17 protein-coding genes and 1 tRNA gene are annotated in these 24,208 nt (G+C 70.7%); 9 read left to right on the top strand and 9 right to left on the bottom strand.

The features are described from left to right. Window positions 1–173 precede the first annotated feature (173 nt). The 4 genes from KBY32_RS35905 (at window position 174) to KBY32_RS00295 (ending at window position 5,725) form a co-directional block, all read left to right on the top strand. Window positions 174–833, top strand: a complete 660-nt coding sequence (locus KBY32_RS35905; RefSeq protein WP_374224874.1) for an ATP-binding protein — start codon at window positions 174–176, stop codon at window positions 831–833. 188 nt (window positions 834–1,021) lie between these two features. Then, window positions 1,022–2,551: a serine/threonine-protein kinase gene (locus KBY32_RS00305; protein WP_247688898.1), complete on the top strand. Its 1,530-nt coding sequence runs from the start codon at window positions 1,022–1,024 to the stop codon at window positions 2,549–2,551. 71 nt (window positions 2,552–2,622) lie between these two features. Further along, window positions 2,623–4,761 carry a UvrD-helicase domain-containing protein gene (locus KBY32_RS00300; RefSeq protein WP_210978363.1) on the top strand — a complete coding sequence of 713 codons (2,139 nt, stop codon included), beginning with the start codon at window positions 2,623–2,625 and terminating at the stop codon, window positions 4,759–4,761. A gap of 202 nt (window positions 4,762–4,963) precedes the next feature. Further along, complete coding sequence (locus KBY32_RS00295) at window positions 4,964–5,725, top strand: EcsC family protein (protein WP_210978362.1); 762 nt, start codon at window positions 4,964–4,966, stop codon at window positions 5,723–5,725. Window positions 5,726–5,769: 44 nt separating this feature from the next. Here KBY32_RS00295 and KBY32_RS00290 read toward each other — a convergent pair whose 3' ends face one another. Further along, window positions 5,770–7,038, bottom strand: coding sequence for an MFS transporter (locus KBY32_RS00290; RefSeq protein WP_210978361.1), 1,269 nt, complete (start codon window positions 7,036–7,038; stop codon window positions 5,770–5,772). A 140-nt stretch (window positions 7,039–7,178) separates the two neighbouring features. Next, window positions 7,179–7,263 (bottom strand) — tRNA-Leu (locus KBY32_RS00285). 140 nt (window positions 7,264–7,403) lie between these two features. On the opposite strand from KBY32_RS00285, the gene KBY32_RS00280 reads away from it, so the two are divergent. Further along, window positions 7,404–8,738: a DUF2254 domain-containing protein gene (locus tag KBY32_RS00280; RefSeq protein ID WP_210978360.1), complete on the top strand. Its 1,335-nt coding sequence runs from the start codon at window positions 7,404–7,406 to the stop codon at window positions 8,736–8,738. Between the two features lie 107 nt (window positions 8,739–8,845). Here the strand turns inward: KBY32_RS00280 and KBY32_RS00275 are convergent, their stop codons facing one another. The 3 genes from KBY32_RS00275 to sucC form a co-directional block, all read right to left on the bottom strand. After that, window positions 8,846–10,387 carry an aldehyde dehydrogenase family protein gene (locus tag KBY32_RS00275; RefSeq protein WP_210978359.1) on the bottom strand — a complete coding sequence of 514 codons (1,542 nt, stop codon included), beginning with the start codon at window positions 10,385–10,387 and terminating at the stop codon, window positions 8,846–8,848. 109 nt (window positions 10,388–10,496) lie between these two features. Beyond that, window positions 10,497–11,381, bottom strand: coding sequence for a succinate--CoA ligase subunit alpha (gene sucD / locus KBY32_RS00270; protein WP_055619281.1), 885 nt, complete (start codon window positions 11,379–11,381; stop codon window positions 10,497–10,499). 14 nt (window positions 11,382–11,395) lie between these two features. Continuing rightward, window positions 11,396–12,529 carry an ADP-forming succinate--CoA ligase subunit beta gene (sucC, locus tag KBY32_RS00265; protein WP_210978358.1) on the bottom strand — a complete coding sequence of 378 codons (1,134 nt, stop codon included), beginning with the start codon at window positions 12,527–12,529 and terminating at the stop codon, window positions 11,396–11,398. A gap of 145 nt (window positions 12,530–12,674) precedes the next feature. Here sucC and KBY32_RS00260 point away from each other — a divergent pair, with 145 nt between their 5' ends. The 4 genes from KBY32_RS00260 (at window position 12,675) to KBY32_RS00245 (ending at window position 19,268) form a co-directional block, all read left to right on the top strand. Beyond that, window positions 12,675–14,357 (top strand): thiamine pyrophosphate-binding protein, encoded by a 1,683-nt coding sequence (locus KBY32_RS00260; protein WP_055619283.1) that lies wholly within the window; start codon window positions 12,675–12,677, stop codon window positions 14,355–14,357. A gap of 10 nt (window positions 14,358–14,367) precedes the next feature. Next, complete coding sequence (frc, locus tag KBY32_RS00255; protein WP_055619547.1) at window positions 14,368–15,618, top strand: formyl-CoA transferase; 1,251 nt, start codon at window positions 14,368–14,370, stop codon at window positions 15,616–15,618. 4 nt (window positions 15,619–15,622) lie between these two features. Next, the gene (locus KBY32_RS00250) at window positions 15,623–17,767 is read left to right on the top strand and encodes an acetate--CoA ligase family protein (protein WP_210978357.1); all 2,145 of its coding nucleotides are present in this window, start codon (window positions 15,623–15,625) and stop codon (window positions 17,765–17,767) included. Between the two features lie 121 nt (window positions 17,768–17,888). Beyond that, window positions 17,889–19,268 carry an OFA family MFS transporter gene (locus tag KBY32_RS00245; RefSeq protein WP_210978356.1) on the top strand — a complete coding sequence of 460 codons (1,380 nt, stop codon included), beginning with the start codon at window positions 17,889–17,891 and terminating at the stop codon, window positions 19,266–19,268. Window positions 19,269–19,353: 85 nt separating this feature from the next. Here KBY32_RS00245 and KBY32_RS00240 read toward each other — a convergent pair whose 3' ends face one another. The 4 genes from KBY32_RS00240 to KBY32_RS00225 form a co-directional block, all read right to left on the bottom strand. Further along, window positions 19,354–20,547, bottom strand: coding sequence for a sugar phosphate isomerase/epimerase (locus KBY32_RS00240; RefSeq protein ID WP_210978355.1), 1,194 nt, complete (start codon window positions 20,545–20,547; stop codon window positions 19,354–19,356). A gap of 115 nt (window positions 20,548–20,662) precedes the next feature. Continuing rightward, on the bottom strand, window positions 20,663–22,093 hold the full coding sequence (locus KBY32_RS00235) for a nucleotide pyrophosphatase/phosphodiesterase family protein (protein ID WP_210978354.1): 1,431 nt from the start codon (window positions 22,091–22,093) through the stop codon (window positions 20,663–20,665). Beyond that, window positions 22,090–23,259, bottom strand: a complete 1,170-nt coding sequence (gene eboE, locus KBY32_RS00230) for a metabolite traffic protein EboE (RefSeq protein ID WP_210978353.1) — start codon at window positions 23,257–23,259, stop codon at window positions 22,090–22,092. Before eboE ends, KBY32_RS00235 begins: the two co-directional genes overlap by 4 nt. A gap of 3 nt (window positions 23,260–23,262) precedes the next feature. After that, window positions 23,263–24,201: a TatD family hydrolase gene (locus KBY32_RS00225; protein WP_210978352.1), complete on the bottom strand. Its 939-nt coding sequence runs from the start codon at window positions 24,199–24,201 to the stop codon at window positions 23,263–23,265. Window positions 24,202–24,208 lie beyond the last annotated feature (7 nt).

The raw sequence follows: 24,208 nt of genomic DNA, 5'->3' as shown, positions 1-24,208 counted from the left end.
GCATATGCGCTCGACCGGGCGGCCCTCGGCTTGGTCACCGAGAAGAGCGCCGTTCCTCGCTACCGCCCGGGCGCGGCAGGTCACGTACAGGCCTCGCCGCAGCACGTACAACGGGCCGGTGACGGCGCGTCACCTCTATGCGCGAAGGGTGAGTGACGAGCAACGTACGAGTCATGACCACCGACCCGGAGGCCGCGGCCCACCACTCGGCCGACCGCCCCGAACTGCGCTCCCCCACTCACCGTTTCGCGATGGACTTCACTTCCACCCGGCGCGGCGCCCGGCTCGCCCGGCACCTGTGTGGAGCACGGCTCGACGCATGGGGTGTCCCCTACGGCAGCGATCCGCACGACGCCGTCGCCCTCGTCGTCGCCGAGCTCTGCGCCAACGCCGTCCGGCACGGGCATGTACCCGGCCGTGACTTCAGGCTGCGACTCATGGGACGGGACACGACTGTGCTCGTGGAGGTCTCCGACACACGCGCCGAGCGGCTGCCCGTCCCGAGCGCTCCCCCCGAAGCGCCGGGTGGCCTCGGTGACGGTCCGGAGGACGACCGGGACGGAGGCAGGGGCCTGCTGCTCGTCGCGGCCCTCGCGGACGGTTGGGGCTGGTGCCCGCGCGCGGAGGGCGGGCCGGGCAAGACGGTGTGGGCGCGGCTCGTCCTCCCCGGAGGTTTCGCCCTCGTCAGGCCCACGCTGGCACCGGCACCCATCTCCCCCTCGATGCCCCTGACGCTCGCCCGCCTGTCCAGGTCGGCGGCCGCGCGACGGTCCGTAACGGGGTCACTCCCGGCCTCCCCGCCTCCTGGACAGGACACCGCCGGCCACCTGTGATCACCCTTCGGGGGCTCCTGAAGCACCTCGGCTGGACTGACGTTCCCGCAGCGACGACACTGGTGCCCGACCAGTCGGACCGGCGCCGAACCATCGCTCGCCGGCGAGGTGACTCGACGGGGGCAGGGGTGCCGCAGAAGCCGGTCGCGGGGCGTTACGAACTGCTGGAGCAGCTCAACCACGGCGGGATGGGCGAGGTCTGGCGCGGCTACGACGCCGTACTGGACCGGCCGGTCGCCGTGAAGGTGATCCGGGGGCAGGCCGCCGCCACCCCGCAGCTCGCCGAGGAACTGGCCAAGCGGTTCCGGCGCGAGGCACGGATCACGGCCCGCATCCAGCACCCGGGCGTCCCGCAGGTGTACGACGCGGTGCTCGACGAGGACTCCTACGACCGGCTGTTCCTGGTGATGGAGTTGGTCGAGGGTGTGCCGCTCAGCCACCTCGTCCACCCGGACCGGTCGCTGCCCATCGGCTGGGCCGTGGCCGTCGCCGCGCAGGTCGCCACGGTGCTCTCGTACGCGCACGAGGTACCCGTCATCCACCGCGACCTGAAGCCGGGCAACATCCTCGTCGCCCACGACGGGACGGTGAAGGTGCTGGACTTCGGCATCGCGGCCATCCTGCGGACCGACGTCACCAAGCTGACCGCGACCGGCAGCCCCGTCGGCACTTACCAGTACATGTCGCCGGAGCAGGTCCGCGGCGGACAGGTGACCCCGAAGGCCGACCTTTACGCGCTGGGCTGCGTCCTGCACGAACTGCTCAGCGGTCGCGTGCTGTTCAGCGCGGACAGCGAGTACCTGGTGATGTTCCAGCACGTCAACGCCCCGCCGGCACCGCTGCGGCAGCTGCGGGCCGACGTACCGGCCGAGCTGGAGGAACTCGTCCTGCATCTGCTGCGCAAGGCCCCGGAGGCCCGGCCCGCGGACGTGCAGGAGGTGTACGAGCGGTTGCGGCCCTTTCTGCCGGCGGCGGGTGAGGAGCCCGCCCCGCACGAGGCGGTGCCGCCCGGGACACCGGACCCGACCGGGGTGTTCCGCCGTCCCTACGCGCCCCGCAGCCGCGGCCGATCGGTGGGCACGCCGGGCCCAGCAGTGGCCGAGGCCTCGCCCGTACCTGCCGCCGCGCCCCTGTCCGAGACGCTGCGCGCGCAGATCCGTGAGGCACGCGAGCACTACGACGCCCTCGTGGAGGAGGAGCGTTTCTCGCAGGCCGCCGAGGTCGCGGGCGAGATCGTCGAGCCCGCCGCACAGGCCCTCGGCGCCGAGAACAAGGTGGTGCTGGCCCTGCGCGCGCGGCGGGCCGGCGCCCGGCTGCTCGGGGGTGACTTCCGTGCGGCACTGCCCGAGTTCGAGACGCTGGCGGAGGCCTACGGCCGTATCAACGGCCCCACCAGCCGGGCCGCACTGGACTGCCGAGCCCAGGCCGCCCGCTGCCGCGCCGAACTCGGCCAGGTCACCGAGGCCCTCGCCGCGCTCGAGAGCGTCCTCGGTGTCGTACGGAACGTGGACAGCGACGCCAGCGAGGACGCCGTCGTCCTGCGCCGCGACATCGGCATGCTGCTCCTCGCCCAAGGCCGCGCCGACGAGGCCCGCGCCCTCCTCGAACCCCTTCACGACGACCTGAACCTGGTCTACGGCCCCGAGGACGAGATGACGGTGGAGGTCGCCGAAGCCCTTGCCGTCCTGCGCCTCGACCTCGACGGCACGGCGGGCTGAGCCCGGTCCGCGACATCGGCCCCCCCGGCCTTCTTGACCCCGGTCACTGTCACCCTGGAGAGAATCGCCTCATGCCCCGCCTCGCCTTCGACATCGGTTTCTGTGCTCAGCTCGGCAAGCTTCAAGGGACCGTCCGGGAAGGGGTGTTCTCGGCGTGGGAGAAGTTCGAGCGGCTCACGCTGGACCAGTTGTTCAAGGATCCCGGCCTGAAGCTGGAGTCGTTGAAGCAGGCGCGTGACCCGCACATCCGCACCATCCGGATCGACCAGGGCACCCGGGGCGTGGTCCTCGCGCCGGAGTCCGGTGAGACGTTCGTGCTGCTGCGGGTGATGCCGCACGACAAGGCCATCGCCTGGGCGGTCAAGCAGAAGTCGAGCATCAACACCGTCACCCGTGCCGTCGAGATCCGCGACATCGCCTCTCTGGAGGAACTGACGCCCGCGTACGAGCGGATCGCGCCCGAGCCGGACCGGCGGCTGTTCGCGAAGGTCTCCGACGGGGACATGGCGGCGCTCGGCATCGACGGTACGACGCTGCGGCAGGCCCGCGCGCTGACCGACCTGGAGCAGCTGGAGGTCTTCGCGCCGTACTTCCCCCAGGACCAGCGGGAGGTGCTGGAGTACCTCGCGGCCGGGTTCACCGTGGAGGAGGTCTGGCGGGACGTGGTGTCCGTCGCGCTCGCCCACGCGCCGGCGGCCCCCGTCGACGCGTCGGACTACGAGACCGCGATCCACCGCAGCCGCGCCCGCATCGCGGTCGTCTCGGACTCCGACGAGATGCGCGACATCCTGGACAAGCCCTTCGCCGCCTGGCGCGTCTTCCTGCACCCGACCCAGCACAAGGTGGCCTACCGCCCGTCGTTCTCCGGTCCCGCCCAGGTGACCGGGGGTCCGGGCACCGGCAAGTCCGTCGTCGCCCTCCACCGGGTGCGGCATCTGCTGCGGCACCTGCGCGACGGCGACCGCATTCTCCTGACCACGTTCACCAACGCGCTCGTGGACGCTCTCACCGAGGGGCTCGGCCTGCTCGTCGACGACCCGGACCTCCGCGACCGGGTCGACGTCATGACGGTGGACGCCTTCGCCGGACGTGTGGTGAACACGTCTCGCCGGCCGCTCAACGGATACGAGGAGACCGCCCGGTGGGAACAGGCCGCGGCGGCCACCGGCTTCTCCGGAACCCCGCAGTTCCTCGCCCAGGAGTACAAGCACGTCGTCCTGGCCCAGGACATCCGTACGCAGGAGGCGTACGAGAGCTGCGAGCGGCGGGGCCGCGGCAGCGCCCTGTCCTCCGGTGCGCGACCGCTGGTGTGGCGGACCGTGGAGGAGTTCACCCGGCGGCTGGACGAGGACGGACTGCGCACCTATCTCGGCACCTGCGCGGAGGCCACCGACCTGCTGGCCGGGCAGGGCCCGGCCTACCGGCACATCGTCGTCGACGAGGCGCAGGACCTGCACCCGGTCCAGTGGAGGATGCTGCGGGCGGCCGCCCCGTCACGGCCGGACGATCTGTTCATCGCCGGTGACCCGCACCAGCGGATCTACGACAACCGGGTGTCGCTGAAGGCCCTCGGCATCAACGTCGCGGGCCGTTCGACGAAGCTGCGCAAGAACTACCGTTCCACGCAGGAGATCCTCAGCTGGGCGACAGGTCTCCTTCTGGGCCGGCCCTTCGCCGAACTGGCCGACAGCGGGCGGCACGACACCCTGGTGGGGTACAGCTCCGTCCTGCACGGCTCCGGGCCATACGTCCACGAGGCGGCTACGGAGGAGGCCGAACTCGACGCCCTGGTCGAGCAGGTGCGGGAGTGGGTGGACGGCGGTGCGGCGTACGGCGAGATCGGGGTCTGCGCGCGCTTCAACAAGACCTGCGAGAAGGTCAGAGACGCGCTGCTGAAAGCCGGAATCCCCGCAAGCCGTGTCCGGGCCGGTGCGGCCCGTACCGACGACGCTGTCAACGTGGGCACCATGCACACCTTCAAGGGGCTCGAGTACCGCTATGCCGCCGTCGTCGGGGTGAACGACGCGGCTCTGCCGAACCCTTCCGCGGTCACGCCGGAAGACGTCGACCGCCTTCAGCACGAAGCCGACCTCGCTGCGGAACGCTGCCTGCTGTTCGTCGCCTGCACGCGGGCCCGGGACGGCCTGTACGTCTCATGGACGGGGCAACCCAGTCCTTTCCTCGTGGAGTCCGGTTGTGGCGCCGGTTAATGGCCGGACCCCAGCCACAGCCGAAAGGTACATTCAGGCCAACTATCGCCGTTTGACGATGCTTTCATCGTGTGGAAGTGTGTAGCCGCTTCGCCCTACTTGTGAAGGGCGGCACGGCGAGGGGGTCGTGACACCAAGGGGTGGGCGGGTCAGCAGTGCGGGGTGCTCCGACCTGGAGAGTCCGCAGGAGGGGTGGTGCGTGATGGCCGACGAGAAGTCTCCTGACGAGGGGGCCGAGGACAAGACGCCCGACGAAGGGGCCGTCGAGAAGACGGGGCGATGGGTCGCCGATCTCGCGGAGAAGGTGATGGTGAAGGGCATCGGCCCGATCACCGGGTCGGTTGTCTGGGCCGAGGACCGTCTGTCGCGACGGCAGGGGGACGCCTACCGGGCGCCGGACGACGAAGAGCGCCGGTCTCCGGAGGACATGAAGGACGACATCGACGCGGTCGTCGCCCGGCTTATCAAAGAGTCCGTGGCCGCGGCCGGCACTCAGGGTTTCGTCACCGGTCTCGGCGGGCTGATCACCGCAGGTGTGACACTCCCCGCCAACGTTGCCGCTGCCGTCACCGTCAACATGCGGATGGCCGGCGGCATCGCGCACCTCCGGGGGTGGGACATCCGTGACCCGCACGCCCGGACCGTCGCGATGATGCTCGCGATCGGAATGAGCACCCAGAGCGTCCTGGCGGCCTTCGGGGTGAAGGTCGGCCAGAAACTCGGCGAGCAAATGATCAAGAAGATTCCGATCACCATGATCCGCGCGATCAACAGGAAGGCCGGCACACACCTGGTCGCGAAGTACGGAACGAAGCGCGCCGCGATCACGCTCGCCAAGGGCGTCCCCATTCTGGGCGGCGTCGTCGGGGGCGCAGTGGACGCCGGATCGACCGCCGTCATAGGACGGGCCACGGACAAGGCCCTGCGGGGTGACCTGCTGCGGGACGAGGAGTTGGAGAAGTAGCGCCCCGTCTTCCCCATGCGGCAGACAAGGGAGGTCCGCCGGTTTCAGGATGTGTTCTGGCCGGCGGACCTCCCCGTGCCGGTGGCCACCCCCGCCCGTCGGAGAAGCACCGGAAGCCACAGCAGACACGCCAGCAGCGGTACGACGGCGTAGGCGGCCATGCCCGCGCCGGAGCCCAGCCCGTCCATGAGCGTGCCGAGGACGAGATAGCCGGTGCCGATCAGCACCGACTCCACGAACGCGATCATCGACAGCAGGCTCGCCCGGTGGCGGGACGGCACCGCCTCGTTGAGGACGTTGTCCACGAGCACCGCGGTGATCTCGGGAACCCCGACCAGGACGAGGAACGCGGTGACGGTGACCCACACCAGGCCGAGGCCGCTGAGGCCGAGGGCCGCGGCGAGCGCCAGAAGGGACACCGGGACGACGACCCGATACCCGAGACGCCGGTCCGCGCGACCGGACAACAGGGGAACGAGTCCGCCTGCGAGGAATCCCCCCGCGATGACCACACTGACGAGTGCGGTGCCCGCGCCCTGATCGGACAGGACCTGCTGCGTGAAGATGATGTACGGCGTCAGGGTCGCGTGCATCAGTCCGGACACCACGGCGAGCGTCAGCAGCGCCGGCGTAGCGACCCGGAGCAGCGCCCGCCACGCGGTGGTGTCGACGTGCGCCTTGCCGGTCCCGCCCTGCTCGTCCACGGCGTCCGCGCCACGGATCTCGGGCACCCGCGCCATCAGCACCAGCACGGCCAGGACGAGGCACGCGGCGGACCCAACGTAGACGATCGCCCACGACAACCGCTGCAGCTGACCTCCGAGGACGATGGCGACTCCCGAGGTGACCGTCCCGAGCATGGTGAACCGGGACCTGATCCTCACGTAACCGGCCGTCGCACCCCGCCGCACGAGCAGGTCGTACAGAAGGGCGGTGTCCGAACCGGACACGCAGGCCATGCCCACGCCGTGGCCGATGAACAGCGCCACGAACACCCAGTACTGCGAGGACGCCGCCTGCCCGAGCAGACATACGGCGATCAGCACCTGCCCGATCACGATGCTCGCGCGCCTGCCGATGCGGTCGGCGATGACGCCGGTCGGCAGCTCCGCAAGCCCGCTGACCAGGTAGATCAGCGTCTGCAGCACGGCCACCTGCCCGGCGGAGAAGCCGCGCTGCTGGAGATAGAGGACGAACACGCCGCGCTGGAACAGCGAGTTGGCGAGCACGGCGTACCCATAGAACGGGCCGGTGACGCCGCGAGCCGCATCCCCCACCGCAGCCGACCCGCCCCGCGCCTCCGTGGTGGTCATGCGGCGGGCTCCCCCTGGCGGCTCCGGCGGGCGATCATCGTAGCGGCCGCGGGGTGGGTGGCCGACGTGGCTCGAAGACCGTCCGGAAACGACGAAACCGGCCGAGTCGCACTGACTCAACCGGTATCGGTCTCACTGTGTGTCCGAGGGGGGACTTGAACCCCCACGCCCGATAAAGGGCACTAGCACCTCAAGCTAGCGCGTCTGCCATTCCGCCACCCGGACTAGGTGTGTGTCACCGCGCCGGGGTGTCCCGTCGGCGACATGGACAACAATACCAAGCTTTCGGAGTGCCTTTCACCTGCGTTTCCTTCCGTCGGGCGGGGGTCCCGGACCTCGTGGCCCGGCGCGCCTAGGGTCGCACCATGAGTGACTGGCTGGTTACGCAGAGCCCGGCCGCGGGGCGACGGCGGCCGCGGGCGTTGTCGCCGTTCCGGGAGCATCTGCGGGACACGTTCTGGTTCGCGCCGACCGTCGCGATGGTGGGTGTCTTCTTCGTCTGGGTGGCGGCGGAGGCGCTGGACGCGGCGATCGTGGACGCGCTGCGGGAGGAGGGCGACTACGCGTCCCTCGAGGAGCTGCTGCGGTTCTCGGAGGACACCAAGACCGTCGTGAACGCCGTCGGGTCGGCGATGATGACCTTCATCGGGGTGGTGTTCAGCATCTCGCTGGTCGCCGTCCAGATGGCGAGCGGGCAGTTCACCCCGCGGGTCGTACGGCTCTTCGTGCGCAGCCGGATCACCAAGGCGACGTTCGCCGTCTTTCTCGCGACCTTCGTGCTCAGTCTGCTGGTGCTGACGTCGTTCGACACGACCGACGATCCGCGGAAGGTGACGACGCTGCCGCTGGTGCAGTCGGTGCTCACGCTGTGCATGGTCGCGCTGAGCCTGCTGCTCTTCGTGCTGTACGTGAACGGCACGCTGCGGCTCATGCGGATCAGTCATGTGATCGCGCGGATCGCCGCGGAGTCCTTTCGGATGGTGGCCTCGATGGCGCCCTCCGCGGGTGGTGAGGATGCGTCCCGGCTCGGTGAGCCGACGGCGTGGGTGGCGTACGACGGGCGGGCCGGGGTGTTGCGGGACGTGCACGTCGCGCGGCTGGTGCGGGTGGCGCGGCGGCACGGGGTCGTGCTGCGGCTGGTCCCGCGGATCGGGGACTTCGTGGTGCCGGGCACGCCGCTGCTGGCCGTGCACGGCGGGGCCGCGCCGCCGGCGGGCGCGTTGCGCCGTACCGCGTCGGTCGGTGTGGAGCGGACGTACCACCAGGACCTCGGTTTCGGGCTGCGGCAGCTGTGCGACATCGCGCTGCGGGCCCTGTCCCCGGCGGTGAACGACCCGACGACGGCTGTGCAGGCGCTCGACCGGATCGTGCAGTTCCTCGCGGCGCTGTCCCGGCGACCGCTGGACGAGTCCGTGCACCGGGACCGGGCCGGGGCCGTGCGGCTGGTGCTGCCCGTGCCGGGGTGGAACGAGTTGGTGGATCTCGGGTTCACCGAGGTACGGGGGTGCGGCGCCGACAGTCCCCAGGTGACCCGGCGACTGCTGGCGGGGCTGGACGACTTGCTGCTGCTCGCTCTCCCGGACCGGCGGGAGCCCTTGCTGCGGCACCGGGAGCTGTTGCGGCAGGCGGTCGAGGCCTCGGCACCGAACGCCCCCGATCGGGAGTTCGCGCTGCGGCCGGACCGGCAGGGCATCAGCTGACCGGACCCGACCGGCCGGCCCGCCGATGCCCCGGTTCGGTCCGGGTGCCCACGGTCAGGGGAGGGACTGGTGCCGGCGAGCCCCGCCAGCCGCTCCCCCGCCCGTCCTCAAGGCAGGAGTTGATACTCCGGGAAGTTGCCCGGGAGGCGCTCACCCTCCGGGCCGATCGTCACCGCGCGTACCAGTAGGTCGCCGCCCACGAACGCGCCGCGCCAGGACGCGCCGAAGCCGCCGAACAGTTCGTCGCGGTCGCCGCGTGAGCGGGGTGTGCCGTGGCCGACCTTGAAGGCGCGGATCTGCGGGGCCAGCCGGTCGTAGGTCGCCCGGTCGTCGGTGGAGAGCGTGGCGACGAGCGCCCCGTTGGAGGCGTTCATGGCGGCCAGCAGTTCCGCCTCGGTGTCGACCAGGACGATCGTGTCGACCGGGCCGAAGGGTTCCGCGTGGTGCAGTGGGGAGGACCGGGGCGGGTTGAGGAGGGTGACGGGCTGGACGTATGCCGAGGTGTCCTGGCCGGGGAGGAAGCGGGCGTCGGAGAGCCGGCCGCGGTGCAGCGGGACGGCACCCCGGTCGATCGCCTCGGCGACCTGGTCGTGGAGCTCCTTGGCCTTGGCGGCGTTGATCACCGGGCCGAAGTCCAGGCTGGGGTATGGGTCGTGGGGTTGTTCGACGGCCAACGGGTGGCCTGTCCGCAGGGTGCGGACCGCGGGGAGGTAGGCGGCCAGGAAGTCGTCGAACAGCTCGCGTTGGACGACGAAGCGGGGATAGGCCGTGCAGCGCTGTTTGCCGTAGTCGAAGAGCTTGGGGACGACCGTCGTGAGCGTGTCCCAGTCCGAGTAGTTCCAGATGCCCCAGGTGTTGAGTCCTTCCTGTTCGAGGATGTGGCGCTTGCCGAGGTCGGCGACGGCCGTGGCCACCGCCGCGCCGGTGTCGCGACCGCCGACGAAGGAGACGCAGCCGATCTCGGGCGCCCGCACCAGCGCCTGGGACAGCTCGCCTCCGCTGCCGCTGACGAGGGTGACCGGGATCCCCTCGCGGGCGGCGAGCGCGCAGGCCAGGGTCAGACAGGCGACACCGCCGTCGGTCGGGGTCTTGGCGATGACCGCGTTGCCCGCCAGGGCCTGTACCAGCACTGCGTGAACGAGCACGCTCATCGGGTAGTTCCAGCTGGCGATGTTGGACACGGGTCCGTCGAGCGGGGACCGGCCGGCGGTCATCGGTTCGATGCCGTCGACGTACCAGCGGACGCCGTCGATGGCGCGGTCGACGTCGGCCGTCGCGAGCCGCCAGGGCTTGCCGATCTCCCAGGCGAGGAGGAGGGCGAGCAGGTCGCGGTGGTGGGCGAGGGCGTCGAGGGTGGCGGCGACACGGGCCCGCCGTTCGTCGAGGGGGACGTGCCGCCAGGCGCGGTGCTGGTCGAGCGAGGCGCGTACGGCCTGGTGGGCGGTGGCCCGGTCCAGGCGGGGCGGACCCGCGATGGGGCTGCCGTCGACGGGGCTGGTGGCGGGCAGCGCACGGCCGTCCGCCTGCCAGGAGCCGTTCCAGAGGTTGAGGACCCGGTCGTCCCGGAACGCCTCCGGGGCGACGGCGAGGCAGCGCTGCCAGGCGTCGGCCCAGGAGGTGCCGGATTTGAGGGTGAGGGTGGTGGCCAAGGGTTCTCCGCTCTCGGTGCACAGTCGGGGGCGGTGGAGAGATGGCTGGGGGGACGCTAGCGAGGGGCGGGCTCACCCGTAAGTGAGCGCGCGTGGACTATGAGTGACGTCACGCGCCGGTGGTGAGCCGGTCCAGGACGAGGCGCGCGGTCTCGGTGGGGGTGCCGCCGACCCGTACGCCGACCGCCTCCAGGGCCTCCTTCTTCGCGGCGGCTGTACCGGAGGAGCCGGAGACGATCGCGCCGGCGTGTCCCATGGTCTTGCCCTCGGGTGCGGTGAATCCGGCGATGTAGCCGACGACCGGTTTGGTGACGTGGTCGCGGATGTAGGCGGCCGCGCGTTCCTCGGCGTCGCCGCCGATCTCCCCGATGAGCACGATCAGTTCGGTGTCGGGGTCGTCCTGGAACGCGGCGAGGCAGTCGATGTGGGTGGTGCCCACGACGGGGTCGCCACCGATGCCGACGCAGGTGGAGAAGCCGATGTCCCGCAGTTCGTACATGAGCTGGTAGGTGAGGGTGCCGGACTTGGAGACCAGGCCGATCCGGCCGGGCTTGGTGATGTCGGGCGGGATGATGCCGGCGTTGGACTGGCCGGGGGTGATGAGGCCGGGGCAGTTGGGGCCGATGACCCGGGTGCCGCGCGCGGTGGCGTGGGTGGTGAAGGCGACGGTGTCGTGGACGGGGATGCCCTCGGTGATGACGACGGCGAGCTGGATGCCGGCGTCGGCGGCCTCGGTGACGGCCGCCTTGGCGAAGGCGGGCGGGACGAAGACGACGGTGACGTCGGCGCCGGTCGCGTCGATGCCCTCGGCGACGGAGCCGAAGACGGGGACAGCGCGGTCGTCGAAGTCGACGGTGTGGCCGGCCTTGCGCGGGTTGACGCCGCCGACGACATTCGTGCCGGCGGCGAGCATCCGCCGGGTGTGCTTCATGCCCTCGCCGCCGGTCATGCCCTGGACGAGGACCTTGCTCTCCTTGGTGAGATAGATGGCCATGTCGTCGTGTCTCCTCAGGCGGTGGCGGCGGCGAGTCGGGCGGCGCGGGCTGCGGCGCCGTCCATGGTGGTGGCCTGCTGGACCAGCGGGTGGGCGTGCTCGTCGAGGATGGCCCGGCCCCGGGCGGCGTTGTTGCCGTCGAGGCGGACGACGAGCGGTTTGGTCAACCGGACGGTGTCCAGGGCGCGGACGATGCCGTCGGCGACGGCGTCGCAGGCGGTGATGCCGCCGAAGACGTTGACGAGGACGGATTTCACGTCCGGGTCGGACAGGATGACGGAGAGGCCGTCGGCCATGATCTGCGCGGAGGCTCCGCCGCCGATGTCGAGGAAGTTGGCGGGCCGGGCGCCGCAGCCGGCGACGACGTCGAGGGTGGACATGACGAGGCCGGCGCCGTTGCCGATGATGCCGACCTCGCCGTCGAGCTTGACGTAGTTGAGGCCCTTGGCTGCGGCGGCCGCCTCCAGGGCGTCGCCGTGCTCGACGCCGTCGGCGCCCCAGCGGGCCTGCCGGAAGCGGGCGTTGTCGTCGAGGGTGACCTTGCCGTCGAGGGCGAGGATCTGCCCCTGGGCGGTGCGCACGAGCGGGTTGACCTCGACGAGGAGGGCGTCCTCGCGGGCCAGCACCTCCCAGAGGCGGACGAGGACGTCGACGGTCTGCGGCGGCAGTCCGGCGGCCTGGGCGATCTCGCCGGCCTTCGCGGAGGTGACGCCCTCGGCGGGGTCGACGGGGATGCGCGCGACGGCCTCGGGCCGGGTGGCGGCGACCTCCTCGATCTCCATGCCGCCCTCGGCGGACGCGATCGCGAGGAAGCGGCCGGCCGCGCGGTCGAGGACATAGGACACGTAGAACTCGGCCTCGATGTCGACGGGTTCGGCCAGCATGATCGTGCCGACGGTGTGGCCCTTGATGTCCATGCCGAGGATCTGACGGGCGGTGAGTTCGGCGGCCGCGGGGTCCGCGGCGAGCTTCACACCGCCCGCCTTGCCCCGGCCGCCGGTCTTCACCTGCGCCTTGACGACGACCCGGCCGCCGAGGCGGCGCGCGATGTCGCGGGCTTCCTTGGACGAGTCCGTGACCTCCGCCCGTGGCACCAAGATGCCGTGTTCTGCGAAGAGTTCCCTTGCCTGGTGTTCGTACAGGTCCATTTCGGCTCCTGACTCGAAAGTGCCGCACGCCCCCTGGACACCACCCACCGGATGCGGGATAACAAGGTTCATACAGTATTCGTCGACTGTATGCAATGTACCGCGAGAGCCGCTCCCACCCCCTACGAAGGGACAGGACTTCGCCATGCCCGACGACACCCAGGACGTCATCTCCGGTGGTCATCTCGTAGCCAAGGCGCTGAAGGCCGAGGGGGTCGACCGCATCTACACCCTCTGCGGCGGCCACATCATCGACATCTACGACGGCTGCGTCGACGAGGGCATCGAGGTCGTCGACGTCCGTCACGAGCAGGTCGCCGCCCACGCCGCCGACGGGTACGCCCGTATCACCGGCAAGCCCGGCTGCGCCGTCGTCACCGCCGGACCCGGCACCACCGACGCCGTCACCGGCGTCGCCAACGCCTTCCGCGCCGAGTCACCGATGCTGCTCATCGGCGGCCAGGGCGCCCTCACCCAGCACAAGATGGGGTCCCTGCAGGACCTGCCGCACGTCGACATGATGACGCCGATCACCAAGTTCGCGGCGGCCGTGCCGGACACGGCGCGCGCCGCGGACATGGTCTCGATGGCGTTCCGCGAGTGCTACCACGGCGCCCCCGGGCCCTCCTTCCTGGAGATCCCCCGCGACGTCCTCGACGCCAAGGTGCCGGTGGCCAAGGCGCGGGTGCCCCAGGCGGGCGCCTACCGTGCCTCCACCCGCTCCGCCGGTGACCCGGAAGCCGTGGAGCGGCTCGCCGATCTGCTCGTCCACGCCGAGAAGCCGGCCATCCTGCTCGGCAGCCAGGTGTGGACGACACGGGGCACCGAGGCGGCCATAGAACTCGTACGCACCCTCAACATCCCCGCCTATATGAACGGTGCCGGCCGCGGCACCCTGCCGCCCGGCGACCCGCACCACTTCCAGCTGTCCCGCCGCTACGCCTTCTCCAACGCCGACGTCATCGTGATCGTCGGCACGCCCTTCGACTTCCGCATGGGCTACGGCAAGCGGCTGTCGCCGGACGCGACCGTCGTGCAGATCGACCTCGACTACCGCACCGTCGGCAAGAACCGCGACATCGACCTCGGCATCGTCGGGGACGCCGGCCTGGTGCTGAAGTCGGTGACCGAGGCCGCGTCCGGGCGCGTCAACGGGGGCGCGTCCAAGCGCAAGGAGTGGCTGGACGAGCTGCGCGCGGCCGAGCAGACCGCCCTGGAGAAGCGGCTGCCCAGCCTGAGGTCGGACGCCTCGCCGATCCACCCGTACCGGCTGGTCAGCGAGATCAACGACTTCCTCACCGAGGACTCCATCTACATCGGCGACGGCGGCGACATCGTCACCTTCTCCGGTCAGGTCGTGCAGCCCAAGTCGCCCGGGCACTGGATGGACCCGGGTCCGCTCGGCACGCTCGGCGTCGGGGTGCCGTTCGTGCTCGCGGCCAAGCAGGCGCGGCCCGACAAGGAGGTCGTCGCGCTCTTCGGCGACGGCGCGTTCTCCCTGACCGGCTGGGACTTCGAGACCCTCGTCCGCTACGACCTCCCCTTCGTCGGCATCGTCGGCAACAACTCCTCGATGAACCAGATCCGTTACGGCCAGGCGCAGAAGTACGGCCTGGAGCGCGAGCGGGTCGGCAACACGCTCGGCGACGTCCACTACGACAAGTTCGCGCAGATGCTGGGCGGTTACGGCGAGGAGGTCCGCGACCCCGCCGACATCGGCCCCGCGCTGCGGCGCGCCCGTGAGTCCGGGAAGCCGTCGCTGATCAACGTCTGGGTCGATCCCGACGCGTACGCCCCCGGAACCATGAACCAGACCATGTACAAGTGAGGTGGCCTGCATGACCGGCACGACGGATACTCCGTCCAAGGCTCTCGAAGGCATCCGCGTCCTGGACATGACGCATGTGCAGTCCGGGCCGTCCGCGACCCAGTTGCTCGCCTGGCTCGGCGCGGACGTCGTCAAGCTGGAGGCGCCGACCGGTGACATCACGCGCAAGCAGTTGCGCGACCTCCCGGACGTCGACTCCCTCTACTTCACGATGCTCAACTGCAACAAGCGGAGCATCACCCTGAACACCAAGACCGAGCGCGGCAAGGAGATCCTGACCGAGCTGATCCGGCGCTCCGACGTCATGGTCGAGAACTTCGGGCCGGGCGCGGTCGACCGCATGGGCTTCACCTGGGACCGCATCCAGGAGATCAATCCTCGGATCGTCTATGCCTCCATCAAGGGGTTCGGCGACGGCCCGTACACCGACTTCAAGGCGTACGAGGTCGTGGCGCAGGCCATGGGCGGGTCGATGTCGACCACCGGTTTCGAGGACGGGCCGCCGCTGGCGACGGGGGCCCAGATCGGGGACTCGGGCACGGGGGTGCACGCCGTGGCCGGGATTCTCGCGGCGCTCTTCCAGCGCGAGTCCACCGGGCGCGGGCAGCGGGTCAATGTGGCCATGCAGCATGCCGTGCTCAACCTCTGCCGGGTGAAGCTGCGCGATCAGCAGCGCCTGTCCCACGGCCCACTTCCCGAATATCCCAACGACGACTTCGGCGACGAGGTTCCCCGGTCCGGGAACGCGTCCGGCGGAGGTCAGCCGGGCTGGGCGGTCAAGTGCGCGCCGGGCGGCCCGAACGACTACGTGTACGTCATCGTGCAGCCCGTCGGCTGGAAGCCGGTCAGCGAGCTCATCGGCCGGCCCGAGCTGGCCGACGACCCCGAGTGGGCGACGCCGGAGGCCCGGCTGCCCAAGCTGAGCAAGATGTTCCAGCTGATCGAGGAGTGGTCGTCGACGCTGCCCAAGTGGGAGGTGCTGGAGCGGCTGAACGCCCACAACATCCCGTGCGGGCCGATCCTGTCCACGAAGGAGATCATCGAGGACTCCTCGCTGGTCGCGAACGAGATGGTGGTCACCGTCCCGCACCCCGAGCGCGGCGACTTCGTGACTGTGGGCAGCCCGCTGAAGCTGTCCGACTCGCCGGTGGAGGTGACCAGTTCACCGCTGCTCGGCGAGCACAACGCAGAGGTCTACGTCGGCGAGCTCGGCCTCGGCGACGAGGAGCTGCGCCTGCTCAAGTCGAACGGGGTGATCTGACGTGATGGCCGAGGACCGCGTCATCCGGGTGCGGACGCTGCTCGACGCGGTGCGGGCGGATGGCCGTACCGCGCTGACCGCGCCCGAGGGCAAGGTGATCGCCGACGCGTACGGGATCGCCGTACCGGGCGAGGAGCTGGCGAGGGACGTCGACGAGGCGGTGGCGTACGCGGCGCGCTTCGGCGGGCCGGTCGTCATGAAGATCGTCTCCCCCGACATCCTGCACAAGACCGACGCCGGCGGGGTGATCGTGGGTGTCGAGGGGGCGGCGGACGTACGGGCGGCGTTCCACCGCATCGTCGACAACGCGCGCGCGTACGACGCGGACGCCCGTATCGAGGGCGTCCAGGTGCAGGAATTGCTGCCGCGAGGGCAGGAGGTCATCGTCGGCGCGGTCACCGATCCGACGTTCGGGAAGGTGGTCGCGTTCGGGCTGGGCGGGGTCCTGGTGGAGGTCCTGAAGGACGTCACCTTCCGGCTGGCGCCCGTGACCGCCGACGAGGCGCTGTCCATGCTGGACTCGATCCGCTCCGCGGAGATCCTGCGCGGGGTGCGCGGCCAGGCCGCCGTGGACCGGTGGGCGGTCGCCGAGCAGATCCGCCGGGTGGGCCAACTCGTCGCGGACTTCCCGGAGATCGCCGAGGTGGACCTCAACCCGGTCATCGCCACGGCGGAGGGTGCGGTGGCCGCCGACATCCGGGTGATCCTCTCCTCCGAGGTGCGCAAGGAGCGCAGGCGCTACACGCGCGCGGAGATCCTCACCTCGATGCGCCGGCTGATGCAGCCGTCGTCGGTCGCCGTGATCGGCGCGTCCAACGAGCAGGGCAAGATCGGCAACTCGGTGATGCGCAACCTGGTCGACGGCGGTTTCGCCGGGGACATCCATCCGGTGAACCCCCGGGCCGATGACATTCTGGGCCGCAAGGCGTACAAGAGTGTCACGGACGTACCCGGTGAGGTGGATGTGGCGGTCTTCGCCATCCCCGCGAAGTTCGTGGCGTCGGCACTGGAGGAGGTGGGGCGCAAGGGCATCCCGAACGCCGTGCTGATCCCCTCCGGGTTCGCGGAGACCGGTGAGCACGCCCTCCAGGAGGAGATCGTCGCGATCGCGGAGCGGCACGGCATCCGGCTGCTCGGGCCGAACATCTACGGCTACTACTCGACGTGGCAGGACCTGTGCGCCACGTTCTGCACGCCGTACGACGTCAAGGGCGGGGTGGCGCTGACCTCGCAGTCCGGCGGCATCGGCATGGCGATCCTGGGCTTCGCGCGGACCACCAAGACCGGTGTGTCGGCGATCGTCGGCCTCGGCAACAAGTCGGACCTGGACGAGGACGACCTGCTGACCTGGTTCGGCGAGGACCCGCACACCGAGTGCATCGCGATGCACCTGGAGGACCTCAAGGACGGCCGCGCCTTCGTCGAGGCGGCGCGGGCGACCGTGCCGAAGAAGCCCGTCGTGGTGCTGAAGGCGGGGCGGACGGCCGCCGGCGCCAAGGCCGCCGGGTCGCACACCGGGGCTCTGGCGGGCGACGACGCCGTGTACGACGACATCCTGCGGCAGGCCGGCGTCATCCGGGCTCCCGGGCTCAACGAGATGCTGGAGTACGCGCGCGCGTTGCCGGTCCTGCCCACGCCGCAGGGCGACAACGTCGTGATCATCACGGGGGCGGGCGGCAGCGGGGTGCTGCTGTCGGACGCGGTGACGGACAACGGCCTGTCCCTGATGGAGATCCCGCCGGATCTGGACGAGGCGTTCCGCCGGTTCATCCCGCCGTTCGGCGCGGCGGGCAACCCGGTGGACATCACCGGGGGCGAGCCGCCGTCGACGTACGAGGCGACGATCCGGCTCGGTCTGGAGGACCCCCGGATCCATGCGCTGGTCCTCGGCTACTGGCACACCATCGTCACTCCCCCGATGGTCTTCGCGGAGCTCACCGCGCGCGTGGTGGCCGAGTTCCGCGAGCGGGGCATCGAGAAGCCGGTCGTCGCGTCGCTCGCGGGCGACGTGGAGGTCGAGGAGGCCTGCCAGTACCTCTTCGAGCGGGGGGTCGTGGCGTACCCGTACACGACCGAGAAGCCGGTGGCCGTGCTGGGCGCCAAGTACCGGTGGGCGCGGGCGGCGGGACTGCTGGGGGGCGGCTCATGAGGTGAGGCTGCGGGGGGCCGGCCGACGGTGCGCGTCGGCCGGCTCCGGGACCCGTGCGCGCACGAAAGGCATTGGACAGGGGGCGCTGGCCAGAACTTTCGACGCAAGGGGTGCAAACAACGTGACAACTACCGACGTTACGCGGGTCGCCACCTACCGGGAGGTGACCGACAGGAACGGACGCGTCTACCGTGTCGGCGAGACCGACGTCGACATCATGGGCCGCAAACGCAAGTGGATGGTGATCCTGCCCTGGGTGGGCATGATGGGCATCTCGTCCGCCGAGTACGCCTTCGCGTCCGCCGAGGACACGCTGCACGAGGCCCACCAGTGGTCCAGCAGCAGCATCTACTGGATGATGACCGCCTGGGTGTTCTGCCAGGCCGCGGTGGCCTTCCCGGCGGGACGGCTGCGGGAGAACGGCAAGCTGCCCGCGCGGTGGGCGATGATGCTCGGTGCGGTCGGCACGCTGCTCGGCTATCTGTCGCTGGCCTTCGCGCCGCATGTCGCCCTCGCCTTCCTCGGGTTCGGCGTCTTCAGCGGGATGGGCGCGGGCATGGTGTACGCGACCTGCGTCAACATGGTCGGCAAGTGGTACCCGGAGCGCAAGGGCGGCAAGACCGGCTTCGTCAACGGCGGTTTCGCCTACGGCTCGGTGCCGTTCGTGTTCATCTTCCACGGCTACATGGACGGCTCGAACTTCCGCTGGGTGCTGGTCTCCTGCGGTCTGTTCCTCGCCGCGGTGGTTGCCGTCGCCGGGTCCTTCTTCCGTGACCCGCCGAAGAACTGGTGGCCCGACACCATCGACCCGCTGAACCCGCCGGACGACCCGCGGGCCCGGCGCTCGCTGGAGAAGAACCCGCCGGCCGTCAAGCAGTACTCACCCCTTGAGGCATGGAAGACCGGCCGGGTCGCGCTGATGTGGTTCTGTCTCGCCTGCACCTCCGGCGTGAACATCTTCGGCATCGCGTTCCAGGTCGACATCGGCGAGGACGCGGGCTTCGCGGCCGGCATCGTGGCCACCGCCATGTCGCTGAAGGCGATCGTCAACGGCACCGGGCGCGGTGTGATCGGCTGGCTGTCCGACCTCTACGGCCGCAAGCAGTGCCTGCTGTACGTGTGTCTCATCCTGGGGCTGGCGCAGTTCGGCATCATCTGGTCGGCGGAGATCAAGAACCTGCCGCTGTTCCTGATCTTCTCGGCCATCTCGGGCTTCGGCGGCGGCGCCATCTTCCCGATGTTCGCGGCGCTGACCGCGGACTACTTCGGTGAGAACAACAACGCCACCAACTACGGGATGGTCTACAGCTCCAAGCTGGTCTCCGGCCTGGGCGCGGGCATGGGTTCCATGGTCGTCGCCGCGTGGGGCTTCAACGGCGCCTTCGGACTGGCGGGCGGCATCTCGCTGTTCGCCGGAGTGGTCGCGCTGTTCCTGCAACCGCCGGGGCGCACGAAGAGCAAGAAGGTGACGCCGAACCCCCGCCCGCTCGGGGAGGGCTGAGCCGGGCGCCTTCCGCACCACCGCACGGACCGGGCGGCCCCTCCCGTACCTCGGGAGGGACCGCCCGGTCCGTGTCGCGTACCGCTCAGCAGCGCCGCTTGCGCAGGGCCGCCATGTTGTCGTAGCTGATCTTGGCCTCGCGCAGCGACTGCGCGGGGTCGGTGGCGCTCGGGGAGTTGTCGTCCTCCACCATCGGGTTGCGGTAGTTGCTCAGCCCGACGCGGGAGAAGAACGTCGTGTAGTCGATGTCGCCGGTGCCGAACGGCACCATGTCCCAGCCCATGCCGTTGGTGGTGCTGACGACACCGTCCTTGGCGTGGAACAGCGGGTAGCGCTTGTTGTGCCGGGCGACCAGGGCCGCCGGGTCGAAGACGTTCTTGCGGGTGGAGCCGTCGTGCGCGGTGTAGGTGTGGAACTTGTACTGGGCGACGTGCGCCCAGAAGATGTCCATCTCCAGCCAGACCAGCTTCGGGTCGGTGACCTTGAGGAAGTACTCCAGCTTCCGGATGCCCGAACTGCGGGTCGGGCGGCCCTGGTCGTCCAGCGGGCCGCCGTCGAGCAGGAAGCCGTAGGCGCTGTCGTGGTTGTGGGTGTAGAGCTTGATGCCCTCGCGGCGGGCTATCTCACCGAGAGCGTTCCACTTGTCGGCGGCCACGTCCCAGTCGGCGCGGTAGGAGCTGCCGGTGGGGTCGCCGCCGGTGCCCATGTGGTCCATGCCGAGGATGTTGGCGATCTCCAGGTGCTTCTTGAAGGTGTCCTTGTCGGCCTCGGTCAGCGGCCAGGACGACGGGATGAAGCCGTGGTTGCCCTGGGCGCGCAGCCCGTACTCGTCGAGCCAGCGGCGCAGGAGCTTGGCGCCCTCGACCGACTCCAGGCCGGCGCCGCCGGGGGCGTTCGCGTGCTGGTTGTAACCGGCGAACTCGACCTGCCGGTAGCCGTGCCGGGCGAGCTGCTTGAACACCTCGCGGAAGCCGGACGGCAGGTCGCTGGCCAGCGGGTCGCGGGCGGTGGCGTCGCGGACGGTGTAGAGGATGATGCCGCGCTTGTGCGGCGGTACGAGCACCTGGCCGCGGCCGTGGTCATGGCCGTGGTCTCTGCCCCGGTCCTGGGCCAGGGCGGGGGCGGCGCCGAAGACCGGGGCGGCGACGGCGCCGGCGGCCACGGCGGTGCAGGTGCTGAGGAAGCGGCGGCGGCCCACGCCGAGGCTGCGGCGCAGCGCCTCGTCGGGGGTGGCGGTGAGGGGGACGGCTGGGGTGCTGGGGTCGTTGTACGGGGTCACGGGTGCCCTGCCTTCTCGGTCGTGGCCGGTCCCGATGGCGCCGGGACGGGCCGTTGTCAGTGCCGTGTGTTTCACTCTCGGTAGTCGGATCTCGGCGGCCGTGCGTCGTGCGGTGTCAGCCGAGTCCGGCGAGCCGGAGCAGGAGTTGCTTGACGTCGGTGGCCGCGACGCGGTCTCCGACAGCGCGGGGGGTGGAGCAGATGAGGAGCGGACCTTCGTCGTCGCTCGCGGGGAGGCGGCCGTGGCTGCCTCGAATAGGTGACGGATCCAGGGGCACGACCGCCATGCGGTAGCGCATGCCGAGTTTCTTGCGGGCGAGCGCTGTCGCGGCCTTGACCTTGACGTAGGGGTCGAGGGGATCCATGAAGAGTTCGACCGGGTCGTAGCCGGGTTTGCGGTGGATCTCGACGAGCTGCGCGAAGTCGGGCGCGCGGTCGTCGTCGAGCCAGTAGTAGTACGTGAACCAGGCGTCGGGCTCCGCGACGGCGACCAGTTCGCCCGCGCGGGGGTGGTCGAGATGGTGGGTCTTCTTGCCCTCGTCGTCGAGGAGCCGCTCGATGCCGGGCAGGTCCTTCAGGGCCTCCCTGGTCGCGTCGAGGTCCTCGGGCCGGTGGACGTAGACGTGCGCGATCTGGTGGTCGGCGACGGCGAAGGCGCGGGACGCCATCGGGTCCAGGTACTCCATGCCGTCCTGGGTGTGCACCTCGAGGAGTCCGGCGCGGCGCAGGGCCCGGTTGATGTCGACGGGCCGGTCGACGCGGGTGATGCCGTACTCGGAGAGGGCGACGACGGTACGGCCCTGCTCGCGGGCGTCGTCCAGGAGCGGGGCGAGGGCCGTGTCCAGGTCGGTGGCGGCCTGCAGGGAGCGCGGGTCGTCGGGGCCGAAGCGCTGCAGGTCGTAGTCGAGATGAGGGAGGTAGCACAGGGTCAGGTCGGTGTCGCGGGTCCGCATGATGTGCCGGGTGGCGTCGATGATCCAGCGGCTGGACACCAGGTCGGCGCCGGGTCCCCAGAAGTGGAACAGCGGGAAGGTGCCGAGTTTGTCGGTGAGTTCGTCGTGCAGGGCCGGGGGCCGGGTGTAACAGTCGGGTTCCTTGCGGCCGTCGGCGTAGTAGACGGGACGGGGGGTGACGGTGATGTCGGTGTCGGCGCCCATGGCGTACCACCAGCAGATGTTGGCGACCGTGTAGCCGGGGTGGGCGCGGCGGGCGGCGTCCCACAGCTTGTCGCCGGTGACCAGTCCGTTGTGCTGGCGCCACAGCAGGACGTCGCCGAGTTCGCGGAAGTACCAGCCGTTGCCGACGATGCCGTGCTCGGAGGGGTGGGTGCCGGTGAGGAAGGTGGACTGGGCGGCGCAGGTGACGGCGGGCAGGACGGTGCCGAGCGGCGCCTGGGAGCCGGACTGGGCGAGCTTCTTGAGGTGGGGCATGTGGTGCAGCAGACGGGGGGTGAGGCCGACGACGTCGAGGACGAGGAGGGGCGTGGGGCGGCCGGTGGCGCCGGAGGGGTCGCCGTGCCCGGGGGACGGGTCGGGTCGCTCGGTCATGGCAGCTCCTTCAGGCCGAGGTCGGTCAGCAGGTCGCGGGCGAGGGTGAGTTCGGCGGCGATGCCGTCGGCGAGCTGGTTGCGGGCGCGGGGCCGTAGCTCGGGCGGCAGGGCCTGCCAGGTGTAGGTCTCGACCTCGAGGTGGTGGGTGAGCGGCTTGGGTCCGCCGGCCAGCCGGGTCAGTACGGACTTGAGCACGGGGAGGGTGGAGGTGAGGGGCGCCGCGGGCTCGGCGTGCAGCGGTACGTGGAAGTGGGCGCGCCATGGCGCGGCGTCGGGCAGGGCGTCACCGGTGAGGGCCTCGCCGAGGTCGTCGGTGCCGCGCAGGCCGGCGGCGGTGCCGACGCGGGTCTGGTGCAGGAAGCGGGGTTCGTCGAAGGCGGCCAGGGCTTCGCGGACCTCGGGGAGGTGCGGGTGTTCGGCGTGCAGCGCGGCGGACAGCTGGGACTTGACGACGGGGACGCCGGCCGCGGTGAGGGCGTCCAGGGCGGTGTGCGGATCTTCGAAGGAGGTGGCGAGGTGGCAGGTGTCGACGCAGATCCCGATCCGGGGGTGGCCGATCGCGGCGAGCGGGGCGAGAGCGTCACCGGTGGTCTCGACGACACAGCCCGGTTCGGGTTCCAGGCCGACACGGATGTCCCGGCCGGTGAGTTCCTGGAGAGCGTCGAGGCGTTCGCCGAGGGTGGCCAGGGCGGTGCGGGCGGCTTCCGCGCGCCGGTCGTCGTAGGCGGTGCGCCAGGCCAGCGGCAGGGTGGAGATGGTGCCGCGGGTGACGTCGTCGGGCAGCAGGCCGGCGATGACCCGGGCCAGGGCGGTGGTGTGCTCCAGGCGCTCGGGGTCGGCCCAGTCCGGCTTGTAGACGCGGTACTTGACCTCCTCGGCGCCGAAGCCCTCATAGGGGAAGCCGTTGAGGGTGACGACCTCCAGGCCGCGCCGGTCGAGTTCGGTGCGCAGCCCGCGCAGCGCGGACGGGTCGGAGACCAGGGCCCGGGCGGCGTCCTTGGCGAGCCAGAGGCCGATGCCCAGGCGGTCGCGTCCGAGCCGGCGGCGGACGGGCTCGCAGTGGTCGCGCAGCTGGGCGAGGACGCCGTCGAGGGTCTCCGCCGGGTGCACGTTGGTGCAGTAGGCGAGGTGGACGGTGGAGCCGTCGGGGTGGCGGAAGCGCATGTGTCACGCCCCCGGGACGGCGGACGCCTCGGGCCGGCCGGCCGGTGTATCGGAATCCTCCGGTGCGCCGGGGTCCTTGAGTGCGCCGGGGTCCTTCGGTACTCCGCGGAGGATGGAGTTGCCCTCGTGGGTGGCGTCCGTCGTGGTCACGTCGAGGGTGAGGCGGCCGCTCAGCCCGTAGAAGGCGACGGGGTTGCGCCACAGCACCCGGTCCACGTCGTCCTCGTCGAAGCCCTCGGCGAGCATCAGATCGGCGACCTTGCGGGTCTTCAGCGGGTCGCTGCGGCCCCAGTCGGCCGCGGAGTTCACCAGGACCCGCTCGGGGCCGTAGGCGCGCAGGATGGCGACCATCCGTTCCTCGTCCATCTTGGTGTCGGGATAGACGGAGAAGCCGAGCCAGCAGCCGCTGTCCTTGGCCTCCTTGACGGTGGTCTCGTTCAGGTGGTCGATCAGCACATGGTCGACGGGCAGGGCGGACTCGCGGACGACGTCGAGGGTGCGGCGCAGGCCGGCGAGCTTGTCGCGGTGCGGGGTGTGGACCAGGGCGGGCAGTTCGTGGGCGGCGGCGAGTTCGAGCTGGGCGGCGAGAGCCGTGTCCTCGGCGGGGGTCATCGAGTCGTAGCCGATCTCGCCGACGGCGACGACCTGGTCCTTGACGAGATAGCGGGGAAGTTCGTCGAGGACCGGGACACAGCGGGGGTCGTTCGCCTCCTTGGGGTTGAGGGCGAGGGTGCAGTGGTGGGCGATGCCGTGCTGGGCGGCGCGGAAGGGCTCCCAGCCGAGGAGGGCGTCGAAGTAGTCGAGGAAGGAGGCGGGAGAGGTGCGGGGTTGGCCGAGCCAGAAGGAGGGTTCGACGACGGCACGGACACCGGCGGCGTACATGGCCTCGTAGTCGTCGGTGGTGCGCGACGTCATGTGGATGTGGGGGTCGAAGAGGCGCATCGGGACT

Source organism: Streptomyces sp. RK62, from assembly GCF_018070255.1.
GTDB classification, from domain to species: Bacteria; Actinomycetota; Actinomycetes; order Streptomycetales; family Streptomycetaceae; genus Streptomyces; species Streptomyces nigra.
This window is presented reverse-complemented; position numbering and strand designations above follow the sequence as displayed.

Bases quoted from the DNA above. Each gene is read 5' to 3' on its own strand.
- KBY32_RS00290 (WP_210978361.1), bottom strand. From the start codon at position 7,038: ATGACCACCACGGAGGCGCGGGGCGGGTCGGCTGCGGTGGGGGATGCG.
- KBY32_RS00225 (WP_210978352.1), bottom strand. From the start codon at position 24,201: ATGCGCCTCTTCGACCCCCACATCCACATGACGTCGCGCACCACCGAC.
- sucC (WP_210978358.1), bottom strand. From the start codon at position 12,529: ATGGACCTGTACGAACACCAGGCAAGGGAACTCTTCGCAGAACACGGC.
- KBY32_RS00305 (WP_247688898.1), top strand. From the start codon at position 1,022: ATGGGCGAGGTCTGGCGCGGCTACGACGCCGTACTGGACCGGCCGGTC.
- KBY32_RS00295 (WP_210978362.1), top strand. From the start codon at position 4,964: ATGGCCGACGAGAAGTCTCCTGACGAGGGGGCCGAGGACAAGACGCCC.
- sucD (WP_055619281.1), bottom strand. From the start codon at position 11,381: ATGGCCATCTATCTCACCAAGGAGAGCAAGGTCCTCGTCCAGGGCATG.
- eboE (WP_210978353.1), bottom strand. From the start codon at position 23,259: ATGCGCTTCCGCCACCCCGACGGCTCCACCGTCCACCTCGCCTACTGC.
- KBY32_RS00300 (WP_210978363.1), top strand. From the start codon at position 2,623: ATGCCCCGCCTCGCCTTCGACATCGGTTTCTGTGCTCAGCTCGGCAAG.
- KBY32_RS00260 (WP_055619283.1), top strand. From the start codon at position 12,675: ATGCCCGACGACACCCAGGACGTCATCTCCGGTGGTCATCTCGTAGCC.
- KBY32_RS00250 (WP_210978357.1), top strand. From the start codon at position 15,623: ATGGCCGAGGACCGCGTCATCCGGGTGCGGACGCTGCTCGACGCGGTG.
- frc (WP_055619547.1), top strand. From the start codon at position 14,368: ATGACCGGCACGACGGATACTCCGTCCAAGGCTCTCGAAGGCATCCGC.
- KBY32_RS00235 (WP_210978354.1), bottom strand. From the start codon at position 22,093: ATGACCGAGCGACCCGACCCGTCCCCCGGGCACGGCGACCCCTCCGGC.
- KBY32_RS00280 (WP_210978360.1), top strand. From the start codon at position 7,404: ATGAGTGACTGGCTGGTTACGCAGAGCCCGGCCGCGGGGCGACGGCGG.
- KBY32_RS35905 (WP_374224874.1), top strand. From the start codon at position 174: ATGACCACCGACCCGGAGGCCGCGGCCCACCACTCGGCCGACCGCCCC.